General features: G+C 68.9%; 23 protein-coding genes. 11 read left to right on the forward strand and 12 right to left on the reverse strand.

What is annotated here, in order from left to right; all coding sequences use genetic code 11:
• Positions 1 to 18: 18 nt before the first annotated feature.
• The 3 genes from QZH52_RS35465 to QZH52_RS35475 all read right to left on the reverse strand — a co-directional run bounded on the left by QZH52_RS35465 (position 19) and on the right by QZH52_RS35475 (position 3118).
• Positions 19 to 726: a VIT1/CCC1 transporter family protein gene (locus QZH52_RS35465; protein WP_301816000.1), complete on the reverse strand. Its 708-nt coding sequence runs from the start codon at positions 724 to 726 to the stop codon at positions 19 to 21.
• Between the two features lie 108 nt (positions 727 to 834).
• Positions 835 to 1809: a Bug family tripartite tricarboxylate transporter substrate binding protein gene (locus tag QZH52_RS35470; protein ID WP_301816001.1), complete on the reverse strand. Its 975-nt coding sequence runs from the start codon at positions 1807 to 1809 to the stop codon at positions 835 to 837.
• A gap of 220 nt (positions 1810 to 2029) precedes the next feature.
• The gene (locus QZH52_RS35475) at positions 2030 to 3118 is read right to left on the reverse strand and encodes a tartrate dehydrogenase (RefSeq protein ID WP_301816002.1); all 1089 of its coding nucleotides are present in this window, start codon (positions 3116 to 3118) and stop codon (positions 2030 to 2032) included.
• Between the two features lie 116 nt (positions 3119 to 3234).
• On the opposite strand from QZH52_RS35475, the gene QZH52_RS35480 reads away from it, so the two are divergent.
• From QZH52_RS35480 to QZH52_RS35490, 3 genes are all read left to right on the forward strand, one after another.
• Positions 3235 to 4173, forward strand: a complete 939-nt coding sequence (locus QZH52_RS35480; RefSeq protein WP_301816003.1) for a LysR family transcriptional regulator — start codon at positions 3235 to 3237, stop codon at positions 4171 to 4173.
• Positions 4174 to 4268: 95 nt separating this feature from the next.
• Entirely contained in the window at positions 4269 to 5072 is an 804-nt protein-coding gene (locus QZH52_RS35485; protein ID WP_301816004.1) for a peptidoglycan-binding protein, read from the forward strand.
• Between the two features lie 14 nt (positions 5073 to 5086).
• Entirely contained in the window at positions 5087 to 5809 is a 723-nt protein-coding gene (locus QZH52_RS35490) for a hypothetical protein (protein WP_301816005.1), read from the forward strand.
• A 25-nt stretch (positions 5810 to 5834) separates the two neighbouring features.
• Here QZH52_RS35490 and QZH52_RS35495 read toward each other — a convergent pair whose 3' ends face one another.
• Positions 5835 to 6446 carry a M15 family metallopeptidase gene (locus QZH52_RS35495; RefSeq protein WP_301816006.1) on the reverse strand — a complete coding sequence of 204 codons (612 nt, stop codon included), beginning with the start codon at positions 6444 to 6446 and terminating at the stop codon, positions 5835 to 5837.
• Positions 6447 to 6719: 273 nt separating this feature from the next.
• On the opposite strand from QZH52_RS35495, the gene QZH52_RS35500 reads away from it, so the two are divergent.
• From QZH52_RS35500 to QZH52_RS35515, 4 genes are all read left to right on the forward strand, one after another.
• Positions 6720 to 7211, forward strand: coding sequence for a hypothetical protein (locus tag QZH52_RS35500; RefSeq protein ID WP_301816007.1), 492 nt, complete (start codon positions 6720 to 6722; stop codon positions 7209 to 7211).
• Positions 7212 to 7228: 17 nt separating this feature from the next.
• Positions 7229 to 7672: a phasin family protein gene (locus QZH52_RS35505; RefSeq protein WP_301816008.1), complete on the forward strand. Its 444-nt coding sequence runs from the start codon at positions 7229 to 7231 to the stop codon at positions 7670 to 7672.
• A 34-nt stretch (positions 7673 to 7706) separates the two neighbouring features.
• Positions 7707 to 8339 carry a TetR/AcrR family transcriptional regulator gene (locus QZH52_RS35510; protein ID WP_301816009.1) on the forward strand — a complete coding sequence of 211 codons (633 nt, stop codon included), beginning with the start codon at positions 7707 to 7709 and terminating at the stop codon, positions 8337 to 8339.
• Between the two features lie 114 nt (positions 8340 to 8453).
• Positions 8454 to 9752 (forward strand): toll/interleukin-1 receptor domain-containing protein, encoded by a 1299-nt coding sequence (locus QZH52_RS35515; protein WP_301816010.1) that lies wholly within the window; start codon positions 8454 to 8456, stop codon positions 9750 to 9752.
• Here the strand turns inward: QZH52_RS35515 and QZH52_RS35520 are convergent, their stop codons facing one another.
• From QZH52_RS35520 to QZH52_RS35545, 6 genes are all read right to left on the reverse strand, one after another.
• Complete coding sequence (locus tag QZH52_RS35520; protein WP_301816011.1) at positions 9753 to 10586, reverse strand: alpha/beta hydrolase; 834 nt, start codon at positions 10584 to 10586, stop codon at positions 9753 to 9755.
• Between the two features lie 12 nt (positions 10587 to 10598).
• On the reverse strand, positions 10599 to 11390 hold the full coding sequence (locus QZH52_RS35525) for an SDR family NAD(P)-dependent oxidoreductase (protein WP_286530920.1): 792 nt from the start codon (positions 11388 to 11390) through the stop codon (positions 10599 to 10601).
• The gene (gene ocd / locus QZH52_RS35530) at positions 11387 to 12565 is read right to left on the reverse strand and encodes an ornithine cyclodeaminase (protein WP_301816012.1); all 1179 of its coding nucleotides are present in this window, start codon (positions 12563 to 12565) and stop codon (positions 11387 to 11389) included. The genes QZH52_RS35525 and ocd overlap by 4 nt, the downstream gene beginning before the upstream one ends.
• Positions 12566 to 12721: 156 nt before the next feature.
• Entirely contained in the window at positions 12722 to 13327 is a 606-nt protein-coding gene (locus tag QZH52_RS35535) for a DUF4337 domain-containing protein (RefSeq protein WP_301816013.1), read from the reverse strand.
• Positions 13328 to 13386: 59 nt separating this feature from the next.
• Positions 13387 to 15159: a SulP family inorganic anion transporter gene (locus QZH52_RS35540; protein WP_301816014.1), complete on the reverse strand. Its 1773-nt coding sequence runs from the start codon at positions 15157 to 15159 to the stop codon at positions 13387 to 13389.
• Entirely contained in the window at positions 15156 to 16145 is a 990-nt protein-coding gene (locus QZH52_RS35545; protein ID WP_301816015.1) for a LysR family transcriptional regulator, read from the reverse strand. The genes QZH52_RS35540 and QZH52_RS35545 overlap by 4 nt, the downstream gene beginning before the upstream one ends.
• A gap of 97 nt (positions 16146 to 16242) precedes the next feature.
• Between QZH52_RS35545 and QZH52_RS35550 the strand changes: the two genes are divergently transcribed.
• Entirely contained in the window at positions 16243 to 17496 is a 1254-nt protein-coding gene (locus QZH52_RS35550; RefSeq protein ID WP_301816016.1) for an MFS transporter, read from the forward strand.
• Here the strand turns inward: QZH52_RS35550 and QZH52_RS35555 are convergent.
• The gene (locus QZH52_RS35555) at positions 17450 to 18748 is read right to left on the reverse strand and encodes a flavin-dependent oxidoreductase (RefSeq protein WP_301816017.1); all 1299 of its coding nucleotides are present in this window, start codon (positions 18746 to 18748) and stop codon (positions 17450 to 17452) included. The two genes, QZH52_RS35550 and QZH52_RS35555, sit on opposite strands and share 47 nt — an antisense overlap.
• 171 nt (positions 18749 to 18919) lie before the next feature.
• Here QZH52_RS35555 and QZH52_RS35560 point away from each other — a divergent pair, with 171 nt between their 5' ends.
• A complete protein-coding gene (locus QZH52_RS35560; protein ID WP_301816018.1) occupies positions 18920 to 19147 on the forward strand; it encodes a hypothetical protein in 228 nt (75 codons plus the stop codon).
• A gap of 61 nt (positions 19148 to 19208) precedes the next feature.
• A complete protein-coding gene (ydiK, locus tag QZH52_RS35565; protein ID WP_301816019.1) occupies positions 19209 to 20294 on the forward strand; it encodes an AI-2E family transporter YdiK in 1086 nt (361 codons plus the stop codon).
• 7 nt (positions 20295 to 20301) lie between these two features.
• Here ydiK and QZH52_RS35570 read toward each other — a convergent pair whose 3' ends face one another.
• The gene (locus tag QZH52_RS35570) at positions 20302 to 23073 is read right to left on the reverse strand and encodes an MGH1-like glycoside hydrolase domain-containing protein (RefSeq protein ID WP_301816020.1); all 2772 of its coding nucleotides are present in this window, start codon (positions 23071 to 23073) and stop codon (positions 20302 to 20304) included.
• Between the two features lie 227 nt (positions 23074 to 23300).
• Between QZH52_RS35570 and QZH52_RS35575 the strand changes: the two genes are divergently transcribed.
• Complete coding sequence (locus QZH52_RS35575; protein ID WP_301816021.1) at positions 23301 to 24125, forward strand: IclR family transcriptional regulator; 825 nt, start codon at positions 23301 to 23303, stop codon at positions 24123 to 24125.
• The last annotated feature ends 106 nt before the right edge of the window (positions 24126 to 24231 follow it).

A 24231-nucleotide genomic window follows, 5' to 3' on the forward strand; every position in this document is an offset into this window, starting at 1 on the left:
GCCCCGCTGCCCACCGCGTCAAGGAACGGCACCGAACAGCGCACCGACCCCGGCGGTCACGGCCATGGCCAATGTGCCCCAGAAGGTCACGCGCAGCGCGCTCTTGGCAACTGATGTGCCACCGACGATGGCGGCCATCGCCCCAAGCAGGGCCAGCAAGAATGCGGCGCTGACGATGGTCCATTGCAGCAATGAACTCTCGGGGGCCAGTGCCACGACGGCCAATGGCATCGCCGCGCCCACGGCAAAGCTGATAGCGGACGCCCCGGCCGCTTGCAGCGGTCGGGCACTGAGCGCCTCCGAAATACCCAGCTCATCGCGCGCATGTGCACCGAGGGCGTCACGCGCCATCAATTGCGTGGCGACCTGGTTGGCGAGTTCGTGCTCCAGACCACGACGTACATAGATGGCCGCCAGTTCCCGATGCTCTGCGTGGCCATCCCTCGCCAGTTCTTGGCGCTCGCGTTCCAGGTCTGCCTTCTCGGTATCTGCCTGGGAGTACACCGAGACGAATTCCCCCGCCGCCATTGACATGGCGCCCGCCACGAGACCTGCCACGGCCGTGGTCATGATGGTGGCATGGCCCGCTTGCGCCGCTGCGACACCCGCGACCAAGCTGGCAGTGGAAATGATTCCGTCATTGGCGCCGAGAACGGCGGCCCGCAGCCAGCCTATGTGTTCCGTGCGGTGTCGCTCGGCGTGTGCGCGCTGGTGGTGTGATCTCATCGACTCGTTACCTGTTCAATGCTTGTTCGCAGAGGCGCAACTTTGGAGCATGCGCACCCCAGTTCGCCCGCCGGCAGCATACACATCCGATTTCAACGATTCATTGGACTAGTCGATCGTGACCTTCGCTTCCTTCACCAGCTGCGCGTACTTGGCCGTGTCGCTCTTGATCTGCGCGGCCATCCGGGCCGGCGTGTCGCCGACCGGCTCGGCGCCGATCTCGGCCATGCGCTTGCCGAACTCCGGCGACTGGATGATCTTCACCAGCTCGGTGTTCAGCCGCTCGACGATGTCTTTCGGCGTCGCGGCCGGTGCCAGGATGCCGAACCAGGTGCCCTGGTCGAAATCCTTGAGGCCGGATTCGGCCAGCGTGGGCACGTCGGGCAAGGTGCTCGAGCGCTTCGCCGTCGTGACCGCCAGCGCGCGCAGCTTGCCGCCCTTGATGTGCTGGACCACCGGCGTCAGCGTGTCGAAAGACATGTCGACCTGGCCGCCCAGCAGGTCGGTGGTCAGCGGCGCGCTCCCCTTGTAGGGCACGTGCAGCAGCTCCACGCCGGCCAGGCTCGCGAACTGCGTGCCGATCAGGTGCTGCACGGTGCCGTTGCCGTTCGAGCCGTAGGAGAGCTTGCCCGGCGATGCCTTGGCCAGCGCGAGCAGCTGCTTGACGTCCGTGGCCGGCGACTTCGCATTGACCACCAGCACGTTGGGCACCATCGCGATGGTGGTGACCGGCGCGAAGCTCTTCTCGAAGTCGTAGGGCAGCTTCTTGTAGACGCTGGTGGCGATGGTGTGGTGCACGGCGCCCATCAGCAGCGTGTAACCATCGGGCTTGGCCTTGGCCACGTAGTCGGCACCCAGCGTGGCGCCGGCGCCGGGCCGGCTTTCGACGATGACCGGCTGGCCCAGGCTCTGGCCGAGCTTGTCGCCGATGGCCCGCGCCAGCACGTCCGAACTGCCGCCGGGCGGGAAGGGCACGACGAGGCTGATCGGCTTGGTGGGCCACGCCTGGGCGCTGGCGAAGGTTGCGGCCAGGCCGAAGGCGAGCGCCGTGAGCACGCGGGCGTGCGCGAGGTTCGATGTCATGAATGTCTCCTTGTGGGTATGTGGCGAGTGGTGTCAGCGATGCAGGGACCGAATCACTGCGAAAGTGAATCCATGGTTAACCTGCGTTCAACAATGAGCGGCCGGCAGCTGGGCCACCAAGAGGCGGCGCATGGTTTGTCTCCTGGCGTTGGGTAGGCACGAGCGGGCCCCGGCAGCTCTGGCGGCTGCTTCGGAACCGGGGTTGGAGCGCGGCGAGGCCTCAGGCCGCCTTGCGCTGCGACGCGGCCAGTACCTGGCCGCAGACCGCCTTGGTCACGTCGGCGGTGGTGGCCTTGCCGCCGAGGTCGCGGGTGTGCAGGCTCTTGTCGGCGGTGACCTTCTCGATCGCCGCCATGACCAGCTTGGCGGCGTCGAATTCGCCCAGGTGCTCGAGCAGCATCACGACCGACCAGAAGGTGCCGACCGGGTTCGCCAGGCCCTTGCCCATGATGTCGAAGGCCGAGCCGTGGATCGGCTCGAACATCGACGGGTAGCGGCGCTCCGGGTCGATGTTGCCGGTCGGCGCGATGCCCAGGCTGCCGGCCAGCGCGGCCGCGAGGTCGCTCAGGATGTCGGCATGCAGGTTGGTGGCGACGATGGTGTCGAGCGAAGCGGGGTTGTTGACCATGCGGGCGGTCGATGCGTCGACCAGTTCCTTGTCCCACTTCACATCGGGGAACTCCTTCGAGACCTGCAAGGCGATCTCGTCCCACATCACCATCGCGTGGCGCTGGGCGTTGCTCTTGGTGATCACGGTGAGCTGCTTGCGGGGGCGCGACCGGGCCAGCTTGAACGCGAAGCGCATGATGCGCTCGACACCGGCGCGGGTCATCATCGAGACGTCGGTGGCGGCCTCGATCGGATGGCCCTGGTGCACGCGGCCGCCGACGCCGGCGTACTCGCCTTCGGAGTTCTCGCGCACGATGACCCAGTTGAGGTCGTCGGGCCCGCAGCGCTTGAGCGGGCCGTCGATGCCGGGCAGGATGCGGGTCGGGCGCACGTTGGCGTACTGGTCGAAGCCCTGGCAGATCTTCAGGCGCAGGCCCCACAGCGTGATGTGGTCGGGGATGTGCGGGTCGCCGGCCGAGCCGAACAGGATGGCGTCCTTGTCGCGCAGTGCGTTCAGGCCGTCGTCCGGCATCATCACGCCGTGCTCGCGGAAGTAGTCGCCGCCCCAGTCGAAGTTCTCGAACTCGAACTGGAACTTGTCGCTGGCCGAGGCCAGTGCGGCCAGCACCTGCTGGCCGGCCGGAACGACTTCCTTGCCGATGCCGTCGCCGGGGATGGTCGCGATCTTGTACGTCTTCATGGGCTTGTCTCCTGGGGGTTTGGGTAGGGGGTAGGCGTACTGTAGGAACTCGACGGGCCATTGGATCGGGGCTAAAGTGAATCCATCATTTACCTGGATTCAACAATCAGCGGCCCATGACACCCGGCATCCAACCTGCAGACCTCGGCTTCTTCTCGGCCCTCGCCGGCGCGGGGAGCCTCAGCGCGGCGGCACGCGAGCTCGGCATCACCACGCCCGCGGTGAGCAAGCACCTGGCGCTGATGGAGTCCCGCCTGGGCGTGGCGCTGGTCAACCGGACCACGCGCCGGATGAGCCTGACCCCCGAGGGCGAGCTGTACCTGGAGCACGCCCGGCGCATCCTCGGCGAGATCGACGGCATGGCGGAGATCCTCGGGGTGGCCAAGGCCACGCCCAAGGGCCTGCTGCGGGTCAACGCGACGCTGGGCTTCGGCCGCAGCCATGTGGCGCCGATCATCTCGAAGTTCGTGCGCAAGCACCCCGAGGTCCAGGTGCAGCTGCAGCTGTCGGTGAATCCACCGGCCCTGACCGAGGACTCGTTCGACATCTGCATCCGCTTCGGCGCGCCGCCGGATTCGCGGGTGATCGCCCGCCAGCTGGCGCCCAACCGGAGGCTGCTGTGCGCCGCGCCGGCCTACCTCGCGAAGCATGGCATTCCCAAGGTGCCGAACGACCTCACCAAGCACAACTGCATCGGGATCCGGCAGGGCGAAGAGGCCTACGGCGTCTGGCGGCTGGCGAGCGGCCGGGGCCGCAGTGCGACCACCGAGTCGGTCAGGACCCGGGGCAACCTGACAACCAACGACGGCGAGATCGCGGTCAGCTGGGCGCTCGATGGCCACGGCATCCTGATGCGGGCCGAATGGGACATCGAGCGCTACCTGCGCACCGGCCGGCTGGTGCAGGTGCTGCCCCATTGCTACACGCCGGACGCGGACATCTACGCCGTGTATCCGCAGCGCCACCAGCTGGCGGCGCGGGTGCGGGCCTTCGTGGATTTCGCGGCGCTCGTGCTTCAGCAGCCCAGGGCGTCGGCGTCGCCGGCGGCTGCTTGAGCACGGCGCCGGCCTTTCAACCCGGCGAGCCTTGACACCAGCCCCGGTTGCCACCGACACTTTTTTGGCTACAGCTGTCGCGAGGAGATGCAACCATGAGGCTCAAGCTCGTTTATGGCGACCAAGGCCCCGATGTCACCGCGCTTCAGCAGGCCTTGCTGGCCGCGGGCTTCAACCCCGGCGTCATCGATGGCGACTTCGGAACCGGTACCTTCAACGCGGTGTCCGCGTTCCAGCAAGCCAAGGGACTGCTGGCCGACGGCATTGCAGGGCCTCGAACCCTCCATGCCCTGGGCCTGGCCGAGTCCGCGGACCTGCCCGACGCCACCGGCGACATGAGCGTGCAGGTCGCCTCCCTGATGCTGCCCGGTGCGCCGCTCGCGAACATCAAGACCCATCTGCCGGTCATCCTGGCTTCGCTTCGCGCCTTCGAGATCCCGGACCGGACCATGGCGCTCATGGCCATCGCCACCATCCGTGCCGAGACGGCGGGCTGCGCGCCGATCAGCGAAGGCATCAGCGCATTCAACACCTCGCCCACCGGGCATCCCTTCGATCTCTACGACCACCGCAGCGACCTCGGCAACCAGGGCCCGCCCGACGGCGCGCTGTTCAAGGGGCGCGGCTTCGTGCAGCTCACGGGCCGCTCGAACTACCGGCGCTACGGGCCACGGCTGCCCACCCCCGCGGACCTGGTCAAGAAACCCGAACTGGCGAACACGGCCAGCGTCGCGGCCGACCTGCTGAGCCTGTTCCTGGCCGACCGGGAGCTGCAGATCAAGGATGCAATCCTGCATGGGAACTTCCAGGCGGCGCGGCGCCTGGTCAACGGCGGCCTGCACGGTTGGGAGCAGTTCGAGACCTCCTTCAAGAGGGGCGACATGGCCATGCCCCGCTGAGAGACGAGCACGCCATGCGAACTTGCTGCCTGGTTGCCGCCCTCGCCCTGGCGACCTGCGTCTGCGCCCATGCGGACCGGACCGAGTACGCGTTCCGCTGGGACCCGGCACAGGGCGGCCCGGCGACGGCGCAGCAGGCGGCCAGGCAACTCGGCATCGCGGACGACAAGCCCAAGGCGCTGGTGGTCCGCTACCTCGACGTCCGGCGACCCGCGGGGCTGCCCGACGACAGCTACGGCGCGGTGGCGCGCGAGCGGACCGACGATGACGGGCCGGAGTCGATGTACAAGGTGCGAGCCCCATTGTCGAAGGCGGCCAGGAAGCTGCTGTCGACTTGGTCCTGCCCCCTGGCCGGCCCGAAGCGCGAGAGCAAGCTGGAAGTGGATGTGAACTGGGCGGTCGACGAAGGGACGGATGCCGCGCCGACGCCGCGCGAAGCCATCTCCTTCAGCTGTTCCGTCGAGGCCGCCGCCGATGCGGCCTTCCCGCCGGCCACCGGCATGGTGCCCAAGCCCTGCGTCAACCACGTTCGCCGGTTCAAATCACAGGACGACTGGAAGGTCGAGGAGTGGCTGCTTCCGACCGGCAAGCGGGTCGTCGAGCTCTCGTTCACCGTGAAAAAGGGAAGCCCCGCGCACCGCAGCGCCTTCCAGCAACGGGTGGACGCGCTGCGCGAGGCCGGCGCGCGTTCGCTGGCGGACTCGAAGACCTTGCTCGGCAGTACCTGCCCGGCCTGAGCTTCAGCGTCGGCCGGCCCCTGGCTCAAGCCGCGTAGGCATCCTTGCCCGACGCCTTCCGCGCCCGCAACTCGCGCAGCATTTCGCGCTCCGACATGCCTTGCGACCAGTCGGGGCGCAGCTGGTAGTGCGGCATGTCGACGAAGCTTTCCCACTGGCCACCCCATTCGAGGCCGATGTCCATGCCGATCGCGCCCACCGTGGCGTAGAGCGGGCTGTCGCCAAGGTAGTCCTTGCCGCGGAACACGCCGACGTCGAAGGCGATGCCGAAGTTGTGGTTGGACTCGCCGCCCTTCGCATTGGTCACGGGCCGTCTGTTCATTTCCTTGGTGCGGCCGATCGCGAACAGGGCGTCCTGCTCGGCATAGGTGCGCGTGCCGCTCAAGATCTTGATCTCGATGTTGGCGGCCGCCGCGCGCTCGACCAGCATCCTCGCGTAGGGCGCGACCTGCGGGTGCAGCGTGGCGATGGTCTTCTCGCTGCGCTCGTCCGCCTTGCCTGCGAAGGCGGCCGATTTCGGGACCGGCTTGCCGACGATCTTCTCGTGGATCGCTCGCCAGGTCTCGGGACCCGGATTGCCATCGACCGAGACACCCAGCGCCGCCTGGACGCTTCGGACCACCGCGTTGATGTTCATGCACGACCTCCTGTGGAGAGACGGCCGAGCTTAGGCAGAACGGCGGGATGCGCAATATCGCGTTCGCCAGATACGGCAGGCCCGCCGGCACGCGCTTGTCGAGATGACCGATCTCGCACGGGAGCGGCCCGGGCTGTCGCAGAATGCGGTTGCAGGAAATTGGGGCAATTGGACTAACTTTGTGATGAATCTAGTTTTCCTGGCCTAGGCCCTTGCGAAGAACATCAGGCTGTCGCATCCCGCGAATCGTCAGTCACAACCAAGGAAAACCTCATGTCCGCGCAAAACCTCTCTTCCGTCGCCGTCCACGTCGTGGGCCAATACCACGAAGCCGGCAAGACCCTCGTCGGCGCCTGGCGCACCGGCGCACGCCGCCTGCTCGATGGCGCCGCGTCGCGCTACGGCCAGATGCAGAAGGTCACCGAGTTCCTCGCCAACCGCCTCGACATCGACACCGGCCGCGTGGTGGAGGTGCTCGACCGCATGGCCGAAGCCGGCACCAAGGGCATCGAGGCCGTGGCCGGCCGCGCGGCCCGGATCGAGTCGCCGATCGCGACCTCCCTGATGAGCACCTTCAGCGCCATCAACCTGCCGATCGCCAACGTGCATGCGCAGATCGCCGACAAGATCGCCGAGGGCGCCAAAACGCTCGAGACGCGCGTGGCCAACGCCGAAGAAGCCGCAGCCGAGCAAGCCCCGGCAGCGAAGAGCGGGGCCGTGGCCGTCGCCAAGACCGCCCGCCGCGCCAGCCGCAAGGCCGCCTGATCCCCGGGGACCGAAGCATGGCGACCCGCAAGGACTCGGCGCTGCCGAAGAAGCCGGCGCCGGCCAGGAAGCCAGCCGCGCCTCGCAGGAAGGCGAGCGCGGCGGCGCCCCCCACCGAAACCGCCGGCAAGCCCGCCGGCGCCGAAGGCCTGCTGCGCGCGGGCCTGAAGGCGCTGGGCAACGTAGGCACCGACGTCGTCAAGCGCCACACCCACGTGATCGAGGGCCTGCTCGGCATCCAGAAGACCGATGCCGGCGGCGCCCGGCCCGGGGCCGGGTTCCCGGGCCTGGACAGCTTCGGCATCCGCAAGTTCGAGGACGTGTTCGACCAGCGCGTGGCGAGCGCACTGCAGCGCCTGGGCCTGCCGAGCGCCGAAGAACTCCAGGCCTTGCGCGACGAGGTGAGGCAGCTGCGCGAGCAGCTCGATGCGGCGAGGCCGGCCGCCCGGCGCAAGCGCTGACCCCCCCGATCCCGAGCGCCGTCCTTCATCGCCCGTGGCCAGTCCCAACACCCGCGACCGGATCCTGCTGACCAGCCTCGCGCTGTTCAATGCGGAAGGCCTGGCGGCCGTGTCGACGCACAAGATCGCGGCCGAGATGGGCATCAGCCCCGGCAACCTGCACTACCACTTCAAGGCCAAGCAGCTGATCGTCGAACGGCTGTTCATGCGCTTCGAGCAGCGGCTCGGGCTGCTGAACGGGTCGACCGCCGCCGTCGCCGCGATCGACGACCTGTGGCTGGCGCTGCACCTGCGCTTCGAAGCCATCGACGAATACCGTTTCGTCTACCGGGACATGGCCTTCCTGGCCGCCGAATACCCCGCCCTGGGACAGCGGGCCCAGGACCTCACGGCGCAGAACCTGCTTGCCGCGCAGTCCCTGTGCGAGGGGCTGGTGGCCTCGGGCGTGATCCAGACCAGCGCCGAGCAGGCGCGCATCCTCGCCCTGCAGATCGTCTTCACGACCACTTGCTGGCTGTCGTTCGAGCGCCTGGTGCCGGGGCGGGAGGCAGAGGCGCAGGCCGACCCCGGACTGGCGGCCTTCTACACGCTCACGCTGATCTCGCCCTACGTGTCCAGCGACTCGCGGGCCTACCTCGACTACCTGCGGGGCAAGTACCTCGGCTAGCGCCGATGTGAGGACCCGCTCTTCCGGCGTACGCCATCCGGGGGACGATAAACAGCGCCAGACAGGCTATACCTGCCATCACTGCAATCGGCATGTGATGGTGCGAGGTGGTCCATGGTCCAGCTGTTCGTCAGCCACATCTCCGAAGAAAAAGACGTCGCGATCCTCCTGAAGGACATGATGGAGGAGGACTTTCTCGGCATGGTCGAGTTTTTCGCGTCCTCGGACGTGGGCACCATCGAACTCGGCGTGCAATGGCTCGAGGCCGTCGAGCGCGCGATCGCAAAGGCGGACGCCGTGATCGTGCTGTGCAGCAAGGCATCGGTCCAGCGGCCCTGGGTCCAGTTCGAGATCGGTGCGGCATGGATGAAAGGCCTGCCGATCATCCCGGTCTGCCATTCGGGCATGAATCCCACCGACCTCGCGACGCCATTGAAGGACTACGAGGGCGCGGACCTCGGCTCCGGCGATGGCCTGCTGGCGCTCTACCAGATGATCGGCCGCCGCTTGAAGCTGCAGCGGACGCCGGTCCCGGGGGCTGCCTGGCTGGCCCGGCTGGCCGAACTCCTGAGCCTGCCGCAGGACGACTGCGTCCAGTTCGAGTACTACATGGACATCGTCCTGCCGGCCCCCGGGCGCCTTGGCGGGCCTTCCCTTCCGGACAACGCCGTGGTCGAGATGGGCGCCGACACCAAGCGGCTCTTCGGCCTCATTTCCCGGGGCAGCCTGACCTGGAAGAGCGTCGTGGAGGCCGTGGCGCCCTCGCTCGACAAGCGATGGCTGACCGAGCTGCAGAAGAGCATCCATCTGGCGAGCAACGACCGCGAGTTCGTGCCGATCCAGGCTGTCTTCCACGCGGGCGGCACCAAGGGGTCGTTCCAGCCGCAGCTGGCCAAGCTCGAAGTGTTCAGGCGGGGCGCGCGTCGCTTTCACGTCCATCTCGTGCCCACCGTCGTCGCGCCCCTGTTCGACGTGCCGGGCGACCTCGGCCTGCTCGTGACCTTGCTGCGCCTCGGTCTTCGCTTCCGCTACGAAGCGATCGAAAACTACTGGAAGATGTCGAGGGGCTTCAAGCCGGACAAGGGAAGGCTCGACGCGCTGCGCTGCGCCATCGAGGTCATCGAGACCGACGCCCGGTCGCGCGGCGCCCAGAACTTCGAGCCGGGGGAGGTCGTCGCGCTGTTCGAACCCGGCGCCGACCAGGACGAGATGAGGGCGATCCAGGCAACCTGGGAAACCGTCCGGGCCACGCTGTTCCAGGAGCCGCCTCCGACCGCCGCCGACATGGACGATGCGATCGAGGCGCTGGCGACGATGAACCTGCGCTTCATGCATCTCGGCACGAAGCGCTTCCATGAAATGGTGAACGTGCTGTGGGCGCGGCCGGCCCGGCCGGTCCGGCTCGCTGCCTAACTAGGCTGCTTCCGGCGCAGGCAGCACGGCGGTCAACGCGAAATCGACCAGATGGAGCCAGGTCGTCTCGAAGCTCATGATGTCGTGGTGGTTGGAGCCGGCGACGGTCTGCACGCTGACGGGCGTCGGCCAGGCCGCGATCAGCTTCTGCGAGCGCTCATGCAGCACGACCTCGTCGCTTTCGGCCAGCAGGACCTGGGTCTTCGCAGCGACCTCCCTGGAGTGCGCCAGGGAGTTGAACTGGTGGCGCAGCAGCAGGGACAGCGGCACCAGTGGATAGCGCCGCTTGGCCACTTCCAGCATCGAGTCGTAGGGCGTGACCAGCTGCAGGCTCGAGAAATCCTGCCGCGCCACGAGCTGGATCGCCACGCCCGTCCCCAGGCTGCGCCCGACCACGTGCAGGCGGGTCTGCGGGAAGGCCTGGCGCAAGTGATCGGCGAACTGGCGCGCGTCTTGAACGGACGCCACCTCGGAGGGGTCGCCCTGCGAATCCGCCACGCCCCGGTAGTTGAGCGCCGCGAACCCGAAGCCCGCCGGCAGCCAGTGCAGCGCCTGCGCCGTGGCGCGGACGTCTTCGCCGCGGCCGGCGAAATAGATGAACAGGTCCTGCATGGCAGGCTCGCCCTCGGGGTGGTAGACATAGCCGCGAACCATCCCGCCCGGCACCGCGTGGGAGTAGGCGGAGAAATCGTCGGACAGGTGGACCACCGGATGCTTGCGGGCGTCGAACAGGATGTGTCCCTGACGTGTCGCCAGCAGGCCCCAGTAGGCGGCGATGCTCCCCAGGGCGGCGGCCGAGACCGACAGTGCGATGCGGGCGGCTCTGGATGACAAGTGTCGACCTGGCTAGAAGGCGCTCTTGGTGCAGCCGCCGTCGACGCGCAGCGCCGCGCCCGTGGTCCCGGAAGACAGCGGGCTGGCGATGTAGGCCACCAGCGAGGCGATCTCCTGCGGCGTTTCGAAGCGCCGGATGAGGGAGGTGGGCCGCACCTTCTCGAAGAACTCCCGCTCGTAGGCCTCGAAGGACTTGCCGTCGGCCTTGGCCAGCGCCTCGACGAACTCGCCCACGCCGCGCGACCGGGTCGGCCCCGGCAGGACGCTGTTGACGGTGATACCGGTGCCCGCGACCGCCTCGGCCAATCCGCGCGAGACGGCCAGCTGCGCCGTCTTCGTCATGCCGTAGTGAATCATCTCGGCCGGAATCTGGACCGCGCTCTCGCTGGAGATGAAGATGATGCGGCCCCAGTCCGCGCGCCGCATCGCGGGCAGCACCAGGCGCGCCAGGCGGACGCCGCTCAGCACGTTGACGTCGAAGAAGCGCGTCCAGTCCTCGTCCGGGATCTCCTCGAAGGGCTTGGGCTCGAAGATGCCGAGGTTGTTGACCAGGATCTCGATGCCCGGGTGCCGAGCCACCAGGGCCTCCGCGACCGCGGCCGTGCTCAGGTCGCCGGCGAAGCCGATGGCCTCGCCGCCGTCCGCCGCCTCGATCTGGGCGACCGCCGCATCCACCGAGGCCTGCGAACGCCCGTTGACGATCACCCGGGCGCCCTCGGCCGCCAGTGCCTGCGCGATGGCGTGTCCGATGCCGGCCGTGCTGCCGGAGACCAGGGCCAGCCGGCCCCTGAGTTGGAGATTCATGCCTTGTGCCTTTCAGGAATTCGACGAGCCCCGCCGGCGGGTGCGGCGGCGCCGGCCCTGGGCGCAGAGCGTAGGCGAATCGGAGGCCGGCGTCGAGCGGCCTGCAGGCCCGCCACCGCATCGGCGCCGGCAGCGAGCGGCTTCGACGTCAGCAGGCCGAACAGATCCTTGGGGTCGGCGGCATTCGCCACCAGCTCGATCGCCTCGCCGAAGCCGAGTTCCGCGGCCCGCTCGCCCATGAACGCCAGGGCGGCGAAATCCTCGAGCGCGAAGCCGACCGAGTCGAACACCGTGACCTCCGAGGGGCCGCGCCGGCCGGGCCGGTGCCCGGCCAGCACCTGCCAGAACTCGGTCACGGCGAAGTCGGCCGGCAGCTGCTGGATCTCGCCTTCGATCCGCGACTGCGGCTCGAACTCCACGAACACCGAGCCCATCTCGAGCACGCCGCGGTGCAGCTCGGTCTTGCCGGGGCAGTCGCCGCCGACGGCGTTGATGTGCATGCCGGGCTCGATCATGGCGGGCGTGAGGATGGCCGCGCGGGTCTTGTCGGCGGTCGCCGTGGTCACGATGTCGGCGCCGCGCACCGCTTCGGCGGTGCTGGCGCAGACCTCGAGCCGCAGGCCCTGGCCGGCCAGGTTGGCCACCAGCTTGGCGGTGGCGGCGGGGTCGGTGTCGCAGAGGCTCAGCACCTCGATCCCGACCAGGTCGCGGAACGCCAGCGCCTGGAATTCGGCTTGCGCGCCGTTGCCGATCAAGGCCATCCTGCGGCTGCCGGGCCGCGCCAGGCTGCGCGCGGCGAGCGCGGACATCGCCGCGGTACGGATCGCCGTGCTCAGCGTCAGCTCGGACAGCAGCCGGGGCATGCCGGTGCGGACGTCGGCAAGCACCCCGAAGGCCATCACCGTGGGCAGCCCATGATGGTGGTTGCCCGGGTGCCCGTTCACGTACTTGAAGGCGAACTGCGTGGCGTCGGCGATCGGCATCAGCTCGATGACGCCGCGTTCGGAATGGCAGGCGAGCCGCGCGCTCTTGTCGAATTCGTTCCAGCGCAGGAACTCGCGGCGGATGCGCTCGGCCACGCCGGCGATGCACGCCGGCAGGCCCAGGCGCCGGACCAGCCGGATCATCTCCGGGGCGCTGAGGTAGAGGGTGGTGGGATGGGATGGGCGGGTCATGGCAAGGTCCCGGGTGAATGCACACCCAGTGTCCCCAGCCCGCATGTCAACCGGTAGCCTCGAGGATGTCGCGTTAGCCCCGGGTTGCTGCCGAAATGGCAGTGTGGATTGGCGTTGTGCTGCTTGCTGCCGCCGCTCCGGGCCGCTGCGTCGCCCTCAGATGTGGAGCGCAGCCAGGGCCCCGACGACGACACCGATGCCGGCGACCGCCAGCATGCCCCACTCCAGCCACTTCTTGCGCGTCAGCAGTGCCATCGCGGCGAGCGCGATCGACACCTGGAGCGCGGTGGTGGCCTGGGCCCAGCGGTGGTGCTGGTGCATCTGCTGCTCGGACTGCCGGTCCCAGTCGAGGGCGTCCTTCTCGAGCTGCTGGGCGACCAGCAGGATTTCCGCCTTCTCTTGCTCGTAGCGGCCGACCTTGGCCTGCAGCGCCGGCTTGCGGTCGTCCGGGGCCAGGTCGCGCGCGAACTCGGCCAGCGCCTGCTTGGTGCTCTTGGCCTGGTAGAAATTCCACTGGTTCGACGCCTCGGTCTTCTTGATGCCGGCGTTGTTCTTGTAGAGCCCCGCGTTGGCCTGGGTGTGGCCGCCCATGTAGGCGAAGATCGCGCCCACCGTGGCGATGACCGCGGTGCACACCGCGATCTGGCTGGTCATGCTCTTGCCGCCGCCGTGCGCCGGGTCCGGGGCGTGCCCGCCGTGCGAGCTCGCGTGTTCCAACTCGTGGTCGTGCGGGCCGTGCACGTGAAAGCCGTTGCCTGACATAGGGTCTCCAGATGGGGAAATGAAAATTGGCGCGCCGCGAGTATGCCGAAATGGCGGGCTCAGTTGGGGCCGTGCTGCTGCTCCGGCGCGGCGGCCTCGTCTTCCCAGTCTTCCCACGCCACCGGATGGCTGCGCAGGTAGGTCCGCACGGCCTCGCCGATCGTCGGATAGAAAGTCTCGGCCCCCAGGCGCGCCAAAAGGCCGAAGCGCTTGAGCTTGTCCTTGACCGGGTCCTTCATTTCCGCGAAGCAGAGTTCGATGTTCTCGGCCAGCAGGCTGTCGTCGAGTTCCGCCACGATGTCGGCGGCCGTCACGTCGACGCTCGTGACCGGTTCGGCGGCGACCACGACCCAGCGCACCGGTGTTGGCGAACTCGCCACCGCGGCGAGGACCTGGTCCCGAAACAGCTCGGCGTTGGCGAAGAACAGCGGTGCGTCCCAGCGGAACAGCACCAGGCCCGGGATGCGGGCCGCCTGCGGATAGCGGGTGATGTCGTGATAGCCCTTGAGGCGGTCGACCCGCCCGAGCACCGCCGAATGGGGACGCCAGCCATCCCAGAGGAATTCGATCACCGCGATGGCGACCGCGATGCCGATGCCGGGAATCGCGCCGAACAGCGCGACACCGGCGAAGCAGACCATCGACAGCCAGAACTCCCACTGCTGGATGCGGTAGATGCGCCGCAGGTCGGTGACCTCGAAGAGGCCAATGGCCGCCGCGATGACCACGGCGGCGAGCGCGGCGCTCGGCAGGTGGTGGAGCAGGTTGGGGGCCCACATGAGCAGCGCCGCGATGGCCAAGGCGCCGACCACGCCGGTGAGCTGCGTGCGCGCCCCGGCGGCCTCAGCCACCGGCGTTCGCGACGCACTGCTGCTGATCGGCATGCCCTGGAAGAAGCCGGTCGCGAGGTTGGCGATGCCGAGGCCGATCATTTCCTGGTTCGGGGCCGGCGGCATGTGCATCCGGGCCGCATACACGCGCGAGAGCACGCTGGTGTCGGCGAAGGACACCAGTGCCACGGCGAGGCCGCCGAGCAGCACCGGTGCCACGTCGGCCATGCCGATGATCGGCAGCGCTGGCCTGGGCAGGCCCTGCGGCAGGTCGCCGAGCACCGAGATGCCGGCCCGTGCCGCCAGGTCGAACACCGCCGCCGCCGCCGTGGCGGCCACCACCGCCACCAGCACGGAGGGAAAGCGCGGCAGGCGCTGCAGCAGCAGGATGCCCCCCAGCGTGCCCGCGCCGATGGCCAGGGCGGTGCCGTTCCACTGCCCGGACAGCAGGCCCTGCGCAAAGGCCCAGAGCTGGCGATGCGGTCCTTCGGCTTCGACCGAGAAGCCGAACAGCTTCGGCAGCTGGCTGACGATCACCGTGAGCGCGATCCCGTTCATGTAGCCGTAGCGGATCGGCTTCGAGAGCAGCTCGGTGACGAAGCCGAGCTTGGCGAAGCCGGCACCGATGCAGACCACCCCGGAGACGACCGCCATCGCGCTGGCCAGCGCGACCGCGCGCATCGGGTCGCCCGCGGCAAGCGGCGCCACGACTGCGAGGATCAGGGCCGCGAGGGCCGAGTCCGGGCCCAGCACGAGGATCCGGCTGGGTCCGAACAGGGCGTAGGCGAGCAGCGGGACGATGGTCGCGTAGAGCCCGTGGATGCCGCCGATGCCCGAGGCCTCGGCATAGGCGATGCCGACCGGCACCAGCATGGTGGTGAGCACCAGGCCGGCCGTGAGGTCGTGGCGCAGCCAGGCGAACTCGTAGGCCCGCAGCGTGCGCCAGCCTGGAAGCCAGCGCAGCGGCGCTGCGGCGTCGGTGGGTTTGGGAACGGGCGTCACGACGGTTCTCCCGGTCGGGCGGCGATCCGATTGTCGGGCACGGCGCCATGGTTCCACTGGAAACGCATCGCCTCGATGAAGCGCTTGAGCTTCGGCGGCTGGAGCCGCGACTGCGGGTACACCAGGTGCACCGGCAGCGTGGCCGCCTGCCATTGCGGCACCAGCTGGACCAGCCGGCCCTCGGCCAGATCCTCGGCCAGCAGCCAGGTCGACCCCACGCACACGCCCAGGCCCATCGCGGCGGCGCTGCGCAAGGCGTAGAGGCTGTCGGTGCTCAGGCGCGGGCGCATGGCGACACGGCAGGCCTCGCCGGTTCCCACATGCGACAGCAGGATCTCGGTGCGGTAGAAGGTGCGCAGCGCGAGCCACGGCAGCGCCGCGAGTTCGCGCGCATGGGTGGGTGCGGGCGCGCCTTGGAGCACCGAGGGTGCGGCCACGACGATGCGCGGCACCTCGGTGAGCTTGATGGCGACGACGCCCAGGTCGCTCACTTCACCGACCTGGATCGCGCAGTCGACGCCTTCGGCGATGAAGTCCGGCCGCCGGTCGTGCAGCAGCCATTCGACGCTGACGCGGGGATGCTTGCGCAGGTAGTCGGCCAGCGGGCCGACCAGCAGCTGCTGGCCGAAGGCGTGCGGTGCGACCACGCGCAGCATGCCCTCCGGCTCGTCGTCGTCGCCGCGCAGGTCCGACTCGAAGGCCTGCCAGCTCTCGATCAGCTCCCGGGCGCGCTCGACGCAGCGCTCGCCGTCTTCGGTCAGCTTCATGGCATGGGTCGAGCGGCGCAGCAGGCGCACGCCCAGCAGGCGCTCCAGCGCCTGCAGCCGGCGGCTGACCGTCGGCTGCGTGGTCCGCATCTGGGCCGCGGCGGCCGACAGGCTGCCCGCCTCGACGATCTGCACGAAGGTCTTCATCAGCTCGATGCGGTCGGACGAGGCGGCCGCGGGCGCTGGCAGCGGGGAGGGCGGCACGGCGAAGGCTTGCATACGTGAATCGTATAACTATTGTGCGTTCGCCAAGGCTACCAAAGCAGGCCCGGTGCCTTCAAACTTCGATGCATTCAAGAAATTAAGGGTTTTCACCATGTCTTCCATTCAAACTGTGCATGTGAACGCAGCGCCCCGCCCGGCGGCCCCGGCCGAACGGCTGCCCGCGTCGCTGGTGCTGCTGCTGGCCACCGGCGCCGGGCTGGCGGTGGCGTCGATCTACTACAGCCAGCCGATGCTCGGCGTGCTGGGTGCCGACATCGGCGCCTCGACCCGCGCCGTGGGCTTCATGCCGACCTTGACGCAGCTGGGCTATGCGCTGGGCATCCTCCTGTTGGCGCCGCTCGGCGACCGCTTCGATCGCCGCAGCATCATCCTCGCCAAGGCAGCCGTGCTGTGCGCGGCCCTGCTGCTGGCCGGCGCCGCGCCCGGCATCGGCTGGCTGCTGGTCGCGAGCCTCGCGATCGGCCTGTCGGCCTCGATGGCGCAGGACATCGTCCCGGCCGCGGCCACGCTGGCCCCCGAATCGCACCGCGGCAAGGTGGTCGGCATGGTGATGACCGGGCTGCTGCTGGGCATCCTGCTGTCGCGGGTGGTGAGCGGCTTCGTGGCCGAGCATTTCGGCTGGCGCGCGATGTTCGTGGTGGCCGCCGCCAGCATCGCGCTGGTCGGCGTCGCCGCCTGGCGCGGGCTGCCGCGCTTCCGGCCGACGACCCAGCTGGCCTATGGCGCGCTGCTGGGCTCGCTGGCCGCGCTGTGGCGCCTCCATGGCGCCCTGCGCCGCGCGACCCTGGCACAGGGCCTGCTGGCGATCGGCTTCAGTGCCTTCTGGTCGACCCTGGCCGTGATGCTGCATGGCGCGCCCTTCCACCTCGGCAGCGCCGCGGCCGGCGCCTTCGGCCTGGCCGGTGCCGCCGGCGCGCTGGCGGCGCCGCTCGCCGGCCGGCTGGCCGACCGCCGCGGGCCCGAACTGGTGACGCGCCTCGGCGCCGGCCTGGTCGTGCTGTCGTTCGCGGCCATGGCGCTGATGCCGCTGCTGTCGGCACCGGCGCGGCTCTGGCTGCTGGCCGCCAGCGCGGTCGGCTTCGACCTGGGCGTGCAGGCCGCGCTGATCGCACACCAGACCATCGTCTACGGCATCGATCCGGCTGCGCGCAGCCGGCTCAACGCGGTGCTGTTCACCGGCATGTTCATCGGCATGGCGATCGGCTCGGCGCTGGCGGCGCTGGTGCTGCCGACCTGGGGCTGGCTGGGCGTGACCGTGCTGGCGACCGTCTCCGCCCTGGCGGCGCTCGGCGTGCGGCTCAGCGGACCCGGGCGCCCGGGGCGATCGTCGGCGGCGCCGCGTTGAGGGTCTCGATCGCAAAGCCGGCGGCGGCCTTGTAGCGGGCCATGAAGGCCTCCCGCTCGGCCGCCGGAATGACCTGGTCGATGTCGTCGAAGACCCCGCCGCAGCGCTCGTCGACCAGGCCCAGGATGCCGAAGGGACCGGCGCCGCGGTTGCGCAGCACCAGGGCCGAGATGTCGGCGCAGAGTTTGTCGTCGTAGGCCTGCAGCGCGGCGGGGGTCATGCCGTGGGCCAGCATCGCCGCACCGAGCACTCGCGCATCGACGATCGCCTGGCTGGCGCCGTTGGAGCCCACCGGGTACATCACGTGGGCGGCATCGCCGAGCAGCGCCACGCTGCCGTCGACCCAGCTGGGCACCGGGTCGCGGTCGATCATGGGGTACTCGAAGACCTCCGAGGCGCCGCGCAGCATGGCGGGCACGTCGAGCCAGTCGTAGTTCCAGCCCTCGAAGTGATGGATGAAATCATCGACCGCAACGCGGCGATTCCAGTCGCCCTGGGTCCAGCCCTTGGCGTTGTCGACCGTGATCTCGGCGATCCAGTTGATGGTGGCCAGCCCGGTGGCCGGGTCGGGCGGAGAGATCGGGTAAAGCACGACCCGGTGCCGCAGCGAGCCGACGCCGACGAAGGACGCGCCGCTGCGGATCGGCACGCCCTGCGTGGTGCCGCGCCAGAGGATCGCGCCGCCCCACTGGATGGGCGGCTGCGCCGGATGCATCTGCGCCCGCACCGCCGAGTGCAGGCCGTCGGCGGCCACCAGCAGGCGGCCTTCGACTTCGAGCCGGCGGCCATCGCGGGTGTCGACGAAGGCGGTGACGCCGGCGGCGTCGTTGCGGTATCCGCTGACCTTGTGGCCCAGGCGGATCGCATCGGCGCCGAGCCGTTCGAGCGCCGCCCGGTACAGCAGCATCTGCAGCTGGCCGCGGTGCACCGAGTACTGCGGCCAGCGGTAGCCCGCCAGCAGGCCGCGCGGCTCGGCATAGATGTCATTGCCGTTGCGGCCGACCAGGGCCCACTCGCGGGCCTGGATGCCGATGGTGTCGAGCAGGTTGCCGTCGAAGCCGAGGTCGTACAGCTCGCGCACGGCATTGGGCTGCAGGTTGATGCCGACGCCCAGCGGCTGCAGCTCGGGCACGGCCTCGAAGACGATGCAAGGCACGCCGATCTGGTGCAGCGTGAGGGCGAGCGCGATGCCGCCGATGCCGCCGCCGGCGATCAGCACGGGGCGGGTGTCCATGTCCGGTGAATCAGTCATGGCGCGGATTGTCAGGGAGGCCGGGTGCATTGCCTTGTCCGCGCTCGGGTCGGTTGACGATGTCGTGGGCGAATTCCCTCGCGCGGTTGTTGGCCGTCCACTGACCTGCGCCGCGCGTGCCGGCGCTGAAGCCGGTGTAGAGTCGCCCTCCGATCCGACACAGGGGAACTCATGGCAAAAGCAAGCGACTGGGCGGCCAAGGTGCTGACGCTCCTCAAGGGCGGCAACACCGACGCGGCGATCGCGCAGATCAGGGTCGCGCCGAGCGTCAAGGACATCCAGGCGCTCCAGGCGGCGCTGGTCCTGGCCCGGCTGACCGGGCGCTGGCGCGATGTCGACGAGACCATCCGCCAAAGCGTCGACGCCTTGTCGGCGCCGCGCCTGCACCGCTCGCCCTGAGCAACGAGCGCCGAGCCGGGGCTCGGCTACGATGGCGCCTTCCGTACAGAGGTGACGCCCCATGACAGACACGCGCCCGGACCTTGCCAAGATCACGTTCAGCGTGTTGACCATCGTCCTGCTGATCGCCTCTTCCCTCTGGATTTTGCGGCCCTTCCTCGGTGCCACCATCTGGGCCGTGATGGTGGTGGTGGCGAGCTGGCCCGCGCTGCTGTGGTTCGAGGCCCGGCTGTGGGGACGGCGCAGCCTGGCGGTGCTGGTGATGGTGCTGATCCTGCTGCTGCTGTTCGTGCTGCCGCTGACGATGGCCATCTCCACCATCGCGGCCAACGCCGACGAAGTCATCGCCTGGTTCAAGCTGCAGATCAGCAAGGGCCCGCCGCAGCTGCCCGACTGGGTCGGCAGCGTGCCTTTCGTCGGACCCAGGGTGGTGCTGGCCTGGGACGAGCTGGTGGCCTCGGGCGTGGCGGGCATCGAGGCCAAGGTCACGCCCTATGCCTCGCGCGTCACCGGCTGGCTGTTCTCGCAGGCCGGGGTGGTGGGGGCGCTCAGCTTGCAGTTCCTGCTGACCGTGGTGATCGCAGGCCTGATGTATGCCCAGGGCGAATCGGCGGCCAACGAGGTCCGGCGCTTCGGCCGCCGGCTGGGCGGCGCGCGCGGCGAGGACGCCGTGGTGCTGGCCGGCAAGGCGATCCGGGGCGTCGCGCTCGGCGTTGGCGTGACGGCGATCGTGCAGGCCGTGGTGGGCGGCATCGGCCTGGCGATCGCCGGCGTGCCCTTCGCGGCCCTGCTCACTGCCGTGATGTTCATGCTGTGCATCGTGCAGCTCGGGCCGACGCTGGTGCTGGCGCCGGCGACGATCTGGGTCTTCTGGAACGGCTCGACCGGTTGGGGCGTCTTCCTGCTGGTGTGGACCGTGATCGTCGGCACCATGGACAACTTCCTGCGCCCGTGGCTCATCAAGCGCGGCGCCGACCTGCCGCTGTTGCTGATCTTCGCCGGCGTGATCGGCGGCCTGCTCGGCTTCGGGCTGGTCGGGATCTTCGTCGGTCCGGTGCTGCTGGCGGTTTCCTATACGCTGATCAATGCCTGGCTCGACAGCGCGGACGCCCGGGCCGGCGAGCCCGGGCCGGATTCGCACGCGTAGCTGCCCGTCAGCGCGCGGTTCTCTCGACGCTGGCGACCCCGTGCAGCGCCCGCGCGACCTGCGCCTCGGCGCCCGGCATGAGCAGCAGTTCCTTGGTCAGCAGCGCGTTGATCTGGATGATGCGCGCGATGCAGCCGGTCCAGCCGGTCTGGTGGCTCGCGCCGATCCCCGCGCCTGAATCGCCGTGGAAGTACTCGTAGAACAGCACCAGGTCGCGCCAATGGGGGTCGTCGCGGAACTTTCGCGCCGGGCCGTGCGCCGGCCGTTGGCCTTCCTGGCCGCGCAGGAAAAGACGGCACAGGCGCTCGCCCAGTTCTTTCGCCACTTCGAGGAGGGTCATCATCTGCCCCGATCCCGTCGGGCATTCGACCTTGAAATCTTCGCCGAAGTACGCGTACAGCCTCAGCAGTGAGGTGTAGAGCAGGAAGTTGATCGGCATCCAGACCGGCCCGCGCCAGTTGGAGTTGCCGCCGAACATGCCGGAATCGGAATCGCCCGGCACATAGGCCACCCGGTACGACTGGCCGGCGTGCTCGAAGACGTAGGGGTGTTCGAGGTGGACGCGCGACAGCGCGCGGATGCCGTGCGGCCCGAAGAACTCGTCCTCGTCCAGCATGCGCGCGAGGATGCGGCGCAGCTTGTCCTTGCCGACGATCGCAAGCATGCGTCGCTCGGCGACGCCGGGCTCGTTCGGCAGATGCGCATGGGCCACGAGTTCCGGGTGCCGCGCCATGAACTGGCGCGCACGATCGCGAAACCGCGGCAGCCTGTCGATGGTGTCCTGCTCGAACACGGCCGCCGCGGCCAACGGCAGCAGCCCGACGATCGAGCGGACCTTCAGGCGCGTGGCGCTGCCGTCCGGCAGGCGCAGCACGTCGTAGAAGAAGCCGTCCTCCTCGTCCCACATGTCGTCCTGGCGCTCGCCGACCCGGTCCATCGCCCCGGCGATGAACATCGTGTGGTTGAAGAACTTCTCGACGAATTCCTCGTACAGCGGCTCGGCCACCGCCAGCTCGACCGCGATCCGCAGCATCTGCTGGCTGAAGAACACCATCCAGGCCGTGCCGTCGGCCTGGTCCAGGTAGCCGCCCGTGGGCAGCGGCGCGGAACGGTCGAACACGCCGATGTTGTCGAGCCCCAGGAAGCCGCCCTCGAAAACGTTGGCGCCGGTGCGGTCCTTGCGGTTGACCCACCACGTGAAGTTGATGAGCAGCTTGGAGAACGCGTACTTGAGGAACTCGATGTCGCCGTTGTCGCCGCGGCGCTCCTTGTCGATCAGGAAAAGCTGCATCGTGGCCCAGGCGTGCACCGGGGGATTGACGTCGCCGAAGTTCCACTCGTAGGCGGGCAGCTGGCCGTTCGGATGCAGGTAGTCGTTGCGCAGCATCAGGTCGAGCTGCTGCTTCGCGAAATCCGGGTCGACCATGCCCAGCGGGATCATGTGGAAGGCCAGGTCCCAGGCCGCGTACCACGGGTACTCCCACTTGTCGGGCATCGAGATGATGTCGTCGTTGAACATGTGGCCCCACTCGATGTTGCGCACCCGGCGCCGCTCCGAAGGCGGCAGCTGGCCGCCTGCGCCGTGTTCGTCGAGCCAGAGATCGAGGTCGTAGTAGAAGTACTGCTTGGTCCACAGCATGCCGGCCAGCGCCTGGCGCAGGACGCGCGCACGGTCCGGGTCGTCGCGCACCGCGGGCGGCGTCACCGAAGCGTAGAACGCGTCGGCCTCCTCGAGCCGGCTGGCGAAGACGGCGTCGAAGTCGTCGAACGGCGCCGGCGACGCACCGGGCTGGCGGGTCGTCAGCCGCAGCCGCACGACCTGCGACTGCCCCGGGGCGACGAGCAGCCGATGGTGCGCCGCCACCTTGGTGCCCTGGCCTGCGGGATTCACCGCGCCCGCATCGCCTTGCACCACGAAGGCGTGGATGCCGTCCTTGACGAACGAGGAGGCGTTGGTGCCGCCGAACAGGCGCGCGTTGTTGGTCTCGTTCTCGGTGAAGAGCAGCGGCACGTCGGCATCGCAGAAGAGGTGGTAGTCGGCCAGCGATTCGAGGAACAGCGGGTCGGTATGGCGTGCCCGCACGGCTGCAGCCCCGGTGGCGGCCACGCGCTCGATGACCGGCTTCGAGCCGCCGCCCGGCTGCGACCAGGTGTTGCGGAACCACAGCGTCGGCAGCAGGTGCAGGGGCGCCGCGTCGGCGCCGCGATTGAAGGCCGTGATCCGCACCAGCAGGTCGTCGGGCGCCGCCTTGGCGTATTCGACGAAGACGTCGAAATAGCGGTCGTCGTCGAACACGCCGGTGTCGAGCAGTTCGTATTCGGGCTGGTCCCTGCCGCGGCCGCGGTTGGTGGCGACGAGGTCGTTGTACGGGTAGGCCGCCTGCGGGTACTTGTACAGGTACTTCATGTACGAGTGGGTCGGCGTCGAGTCGAGATAGAAGTAGCACTCCTTGACGTCTTCGCCGTGGTTGCCCTCGCTGTTGGCCAGGCCGAAGGCGCGTTCCTTCAGGATCGGGTCGCGGCCGTTCCAGAGCGCCAGCGCGAAACACAGGATCTGGTGATCGTCGCTGATGCCGGCCAGCCCGTCTTCGCCCCAGCGGTAGGCGCGCGATCGGGCCTGGTCGTGGGTGAAGTAGTTCCAGGCATCGCCGTTGTCGCTGTAGTCCTCGCGAACCGTCCCCCATTGCCGCTCGCTGAGATACGGCCCCCACTTCTTCCAGGCCGCGAGACCCGCATGCGTGTCGTCGAGGCGGCGCCGTTCTGCTGCTTCGCTGCTCATGGGAGGCTCTCCTTGAGAAGACAAGATCGGGAGGCACCGATCGCGTTCTCGAGTGTAGGTTTTCGATACGGACCCTGCCAGGCCGGGCGGATGCGGAAGCATCTCCAAGAAAATGTTGACATTGGTGTAAACACTCTAATCGACATCTCGCTCTTCAAGGACGATCGACGACCGCAACGCGTGCCGCACGACCAAGCCGATGGCGCGCAATTTGCATAAGGCACGCCATGACCGCCAGTTCCACGCGCACGCCCGGCAAGACCACCAAAGTTACCCGCATCGACCGTGACAGCGACAGCACGGTGCAATCGCTCACGCGCGCCATGCAGCTGCTCGAACTGCTTGCCGAGGACGACGAAGGCTACCGGCTGGTCGACATCGCGGCGCGCAGCGGGCTGTCGTCGTCCACGGCGCACCGGCTGCTCACGACGCTGGAGCAACGCCAGTTCGTGCAGTTCGATCGCGAGACCAACCTCTGGTATGTGGGCGTGCGCTGCTTCTCGGTCGGCGCCGCGTTCGGACGTCGGCGCCGGATTGCGCACCTCGCGTTGCCCGTGATGCGGCGGCTGCGCGACACCACGGGCGAGAGCATCAATCTCGGGATCGCCGATCTCGGCGACATCGTCTTCGTGACGCAGGTGGAAAGCCGCGAAACGATGCGCGCCATCGGCAAGCCCGGCTTTCGTGCACCGCTGCATGGCACCGCCATGGGGCAGTCGATCCTGGCCGCCATGGCGGAGGAAGACGTGCTGCAGTACCTGCGCACCTATGGCCTGCCGAAGCTCACCAACAACACGATCGCCCGCGCATCGCGCCTGCACGAGACGCTCGGCGAGGTGCGCCGCGCGGGCCATGCGATCGATGACGAGCAGAACGCGGTGGGCCTGCGGTGCATTGCCGCAGCCATTCGCGACGAGCATGGCCGGCCCTTCGGCGCGATCTCGCTGGTCGGACCGACCCAGCGCATCAAGAGCGCCGATTTCGCGGAACTCGGCGCCGTGGTGCGCGCCGCGGCGGACGAGATCACGGCGGCCTACGGCGGCCGTTCCTAGACAGAATGGCTTGAGCCGTTGAGGCGGCCCGTCTCCGGGACTACCGTGGGTTGCGCACCGTGGGTGCGCCGAGCCACAACGCTGCACCCCGAAGGGCGGACAGCGT

The organism is Variovorax ginsengisoli, from assembly GCF_030486595.1.
GTDB classification, from domain to species: Bacteria; Pseudomonadota; Gammaproteobacteria; order Burkholderiales; family Burkholderiaceae_C; genus Variovorax; species Variovorax ginsengisoli_B.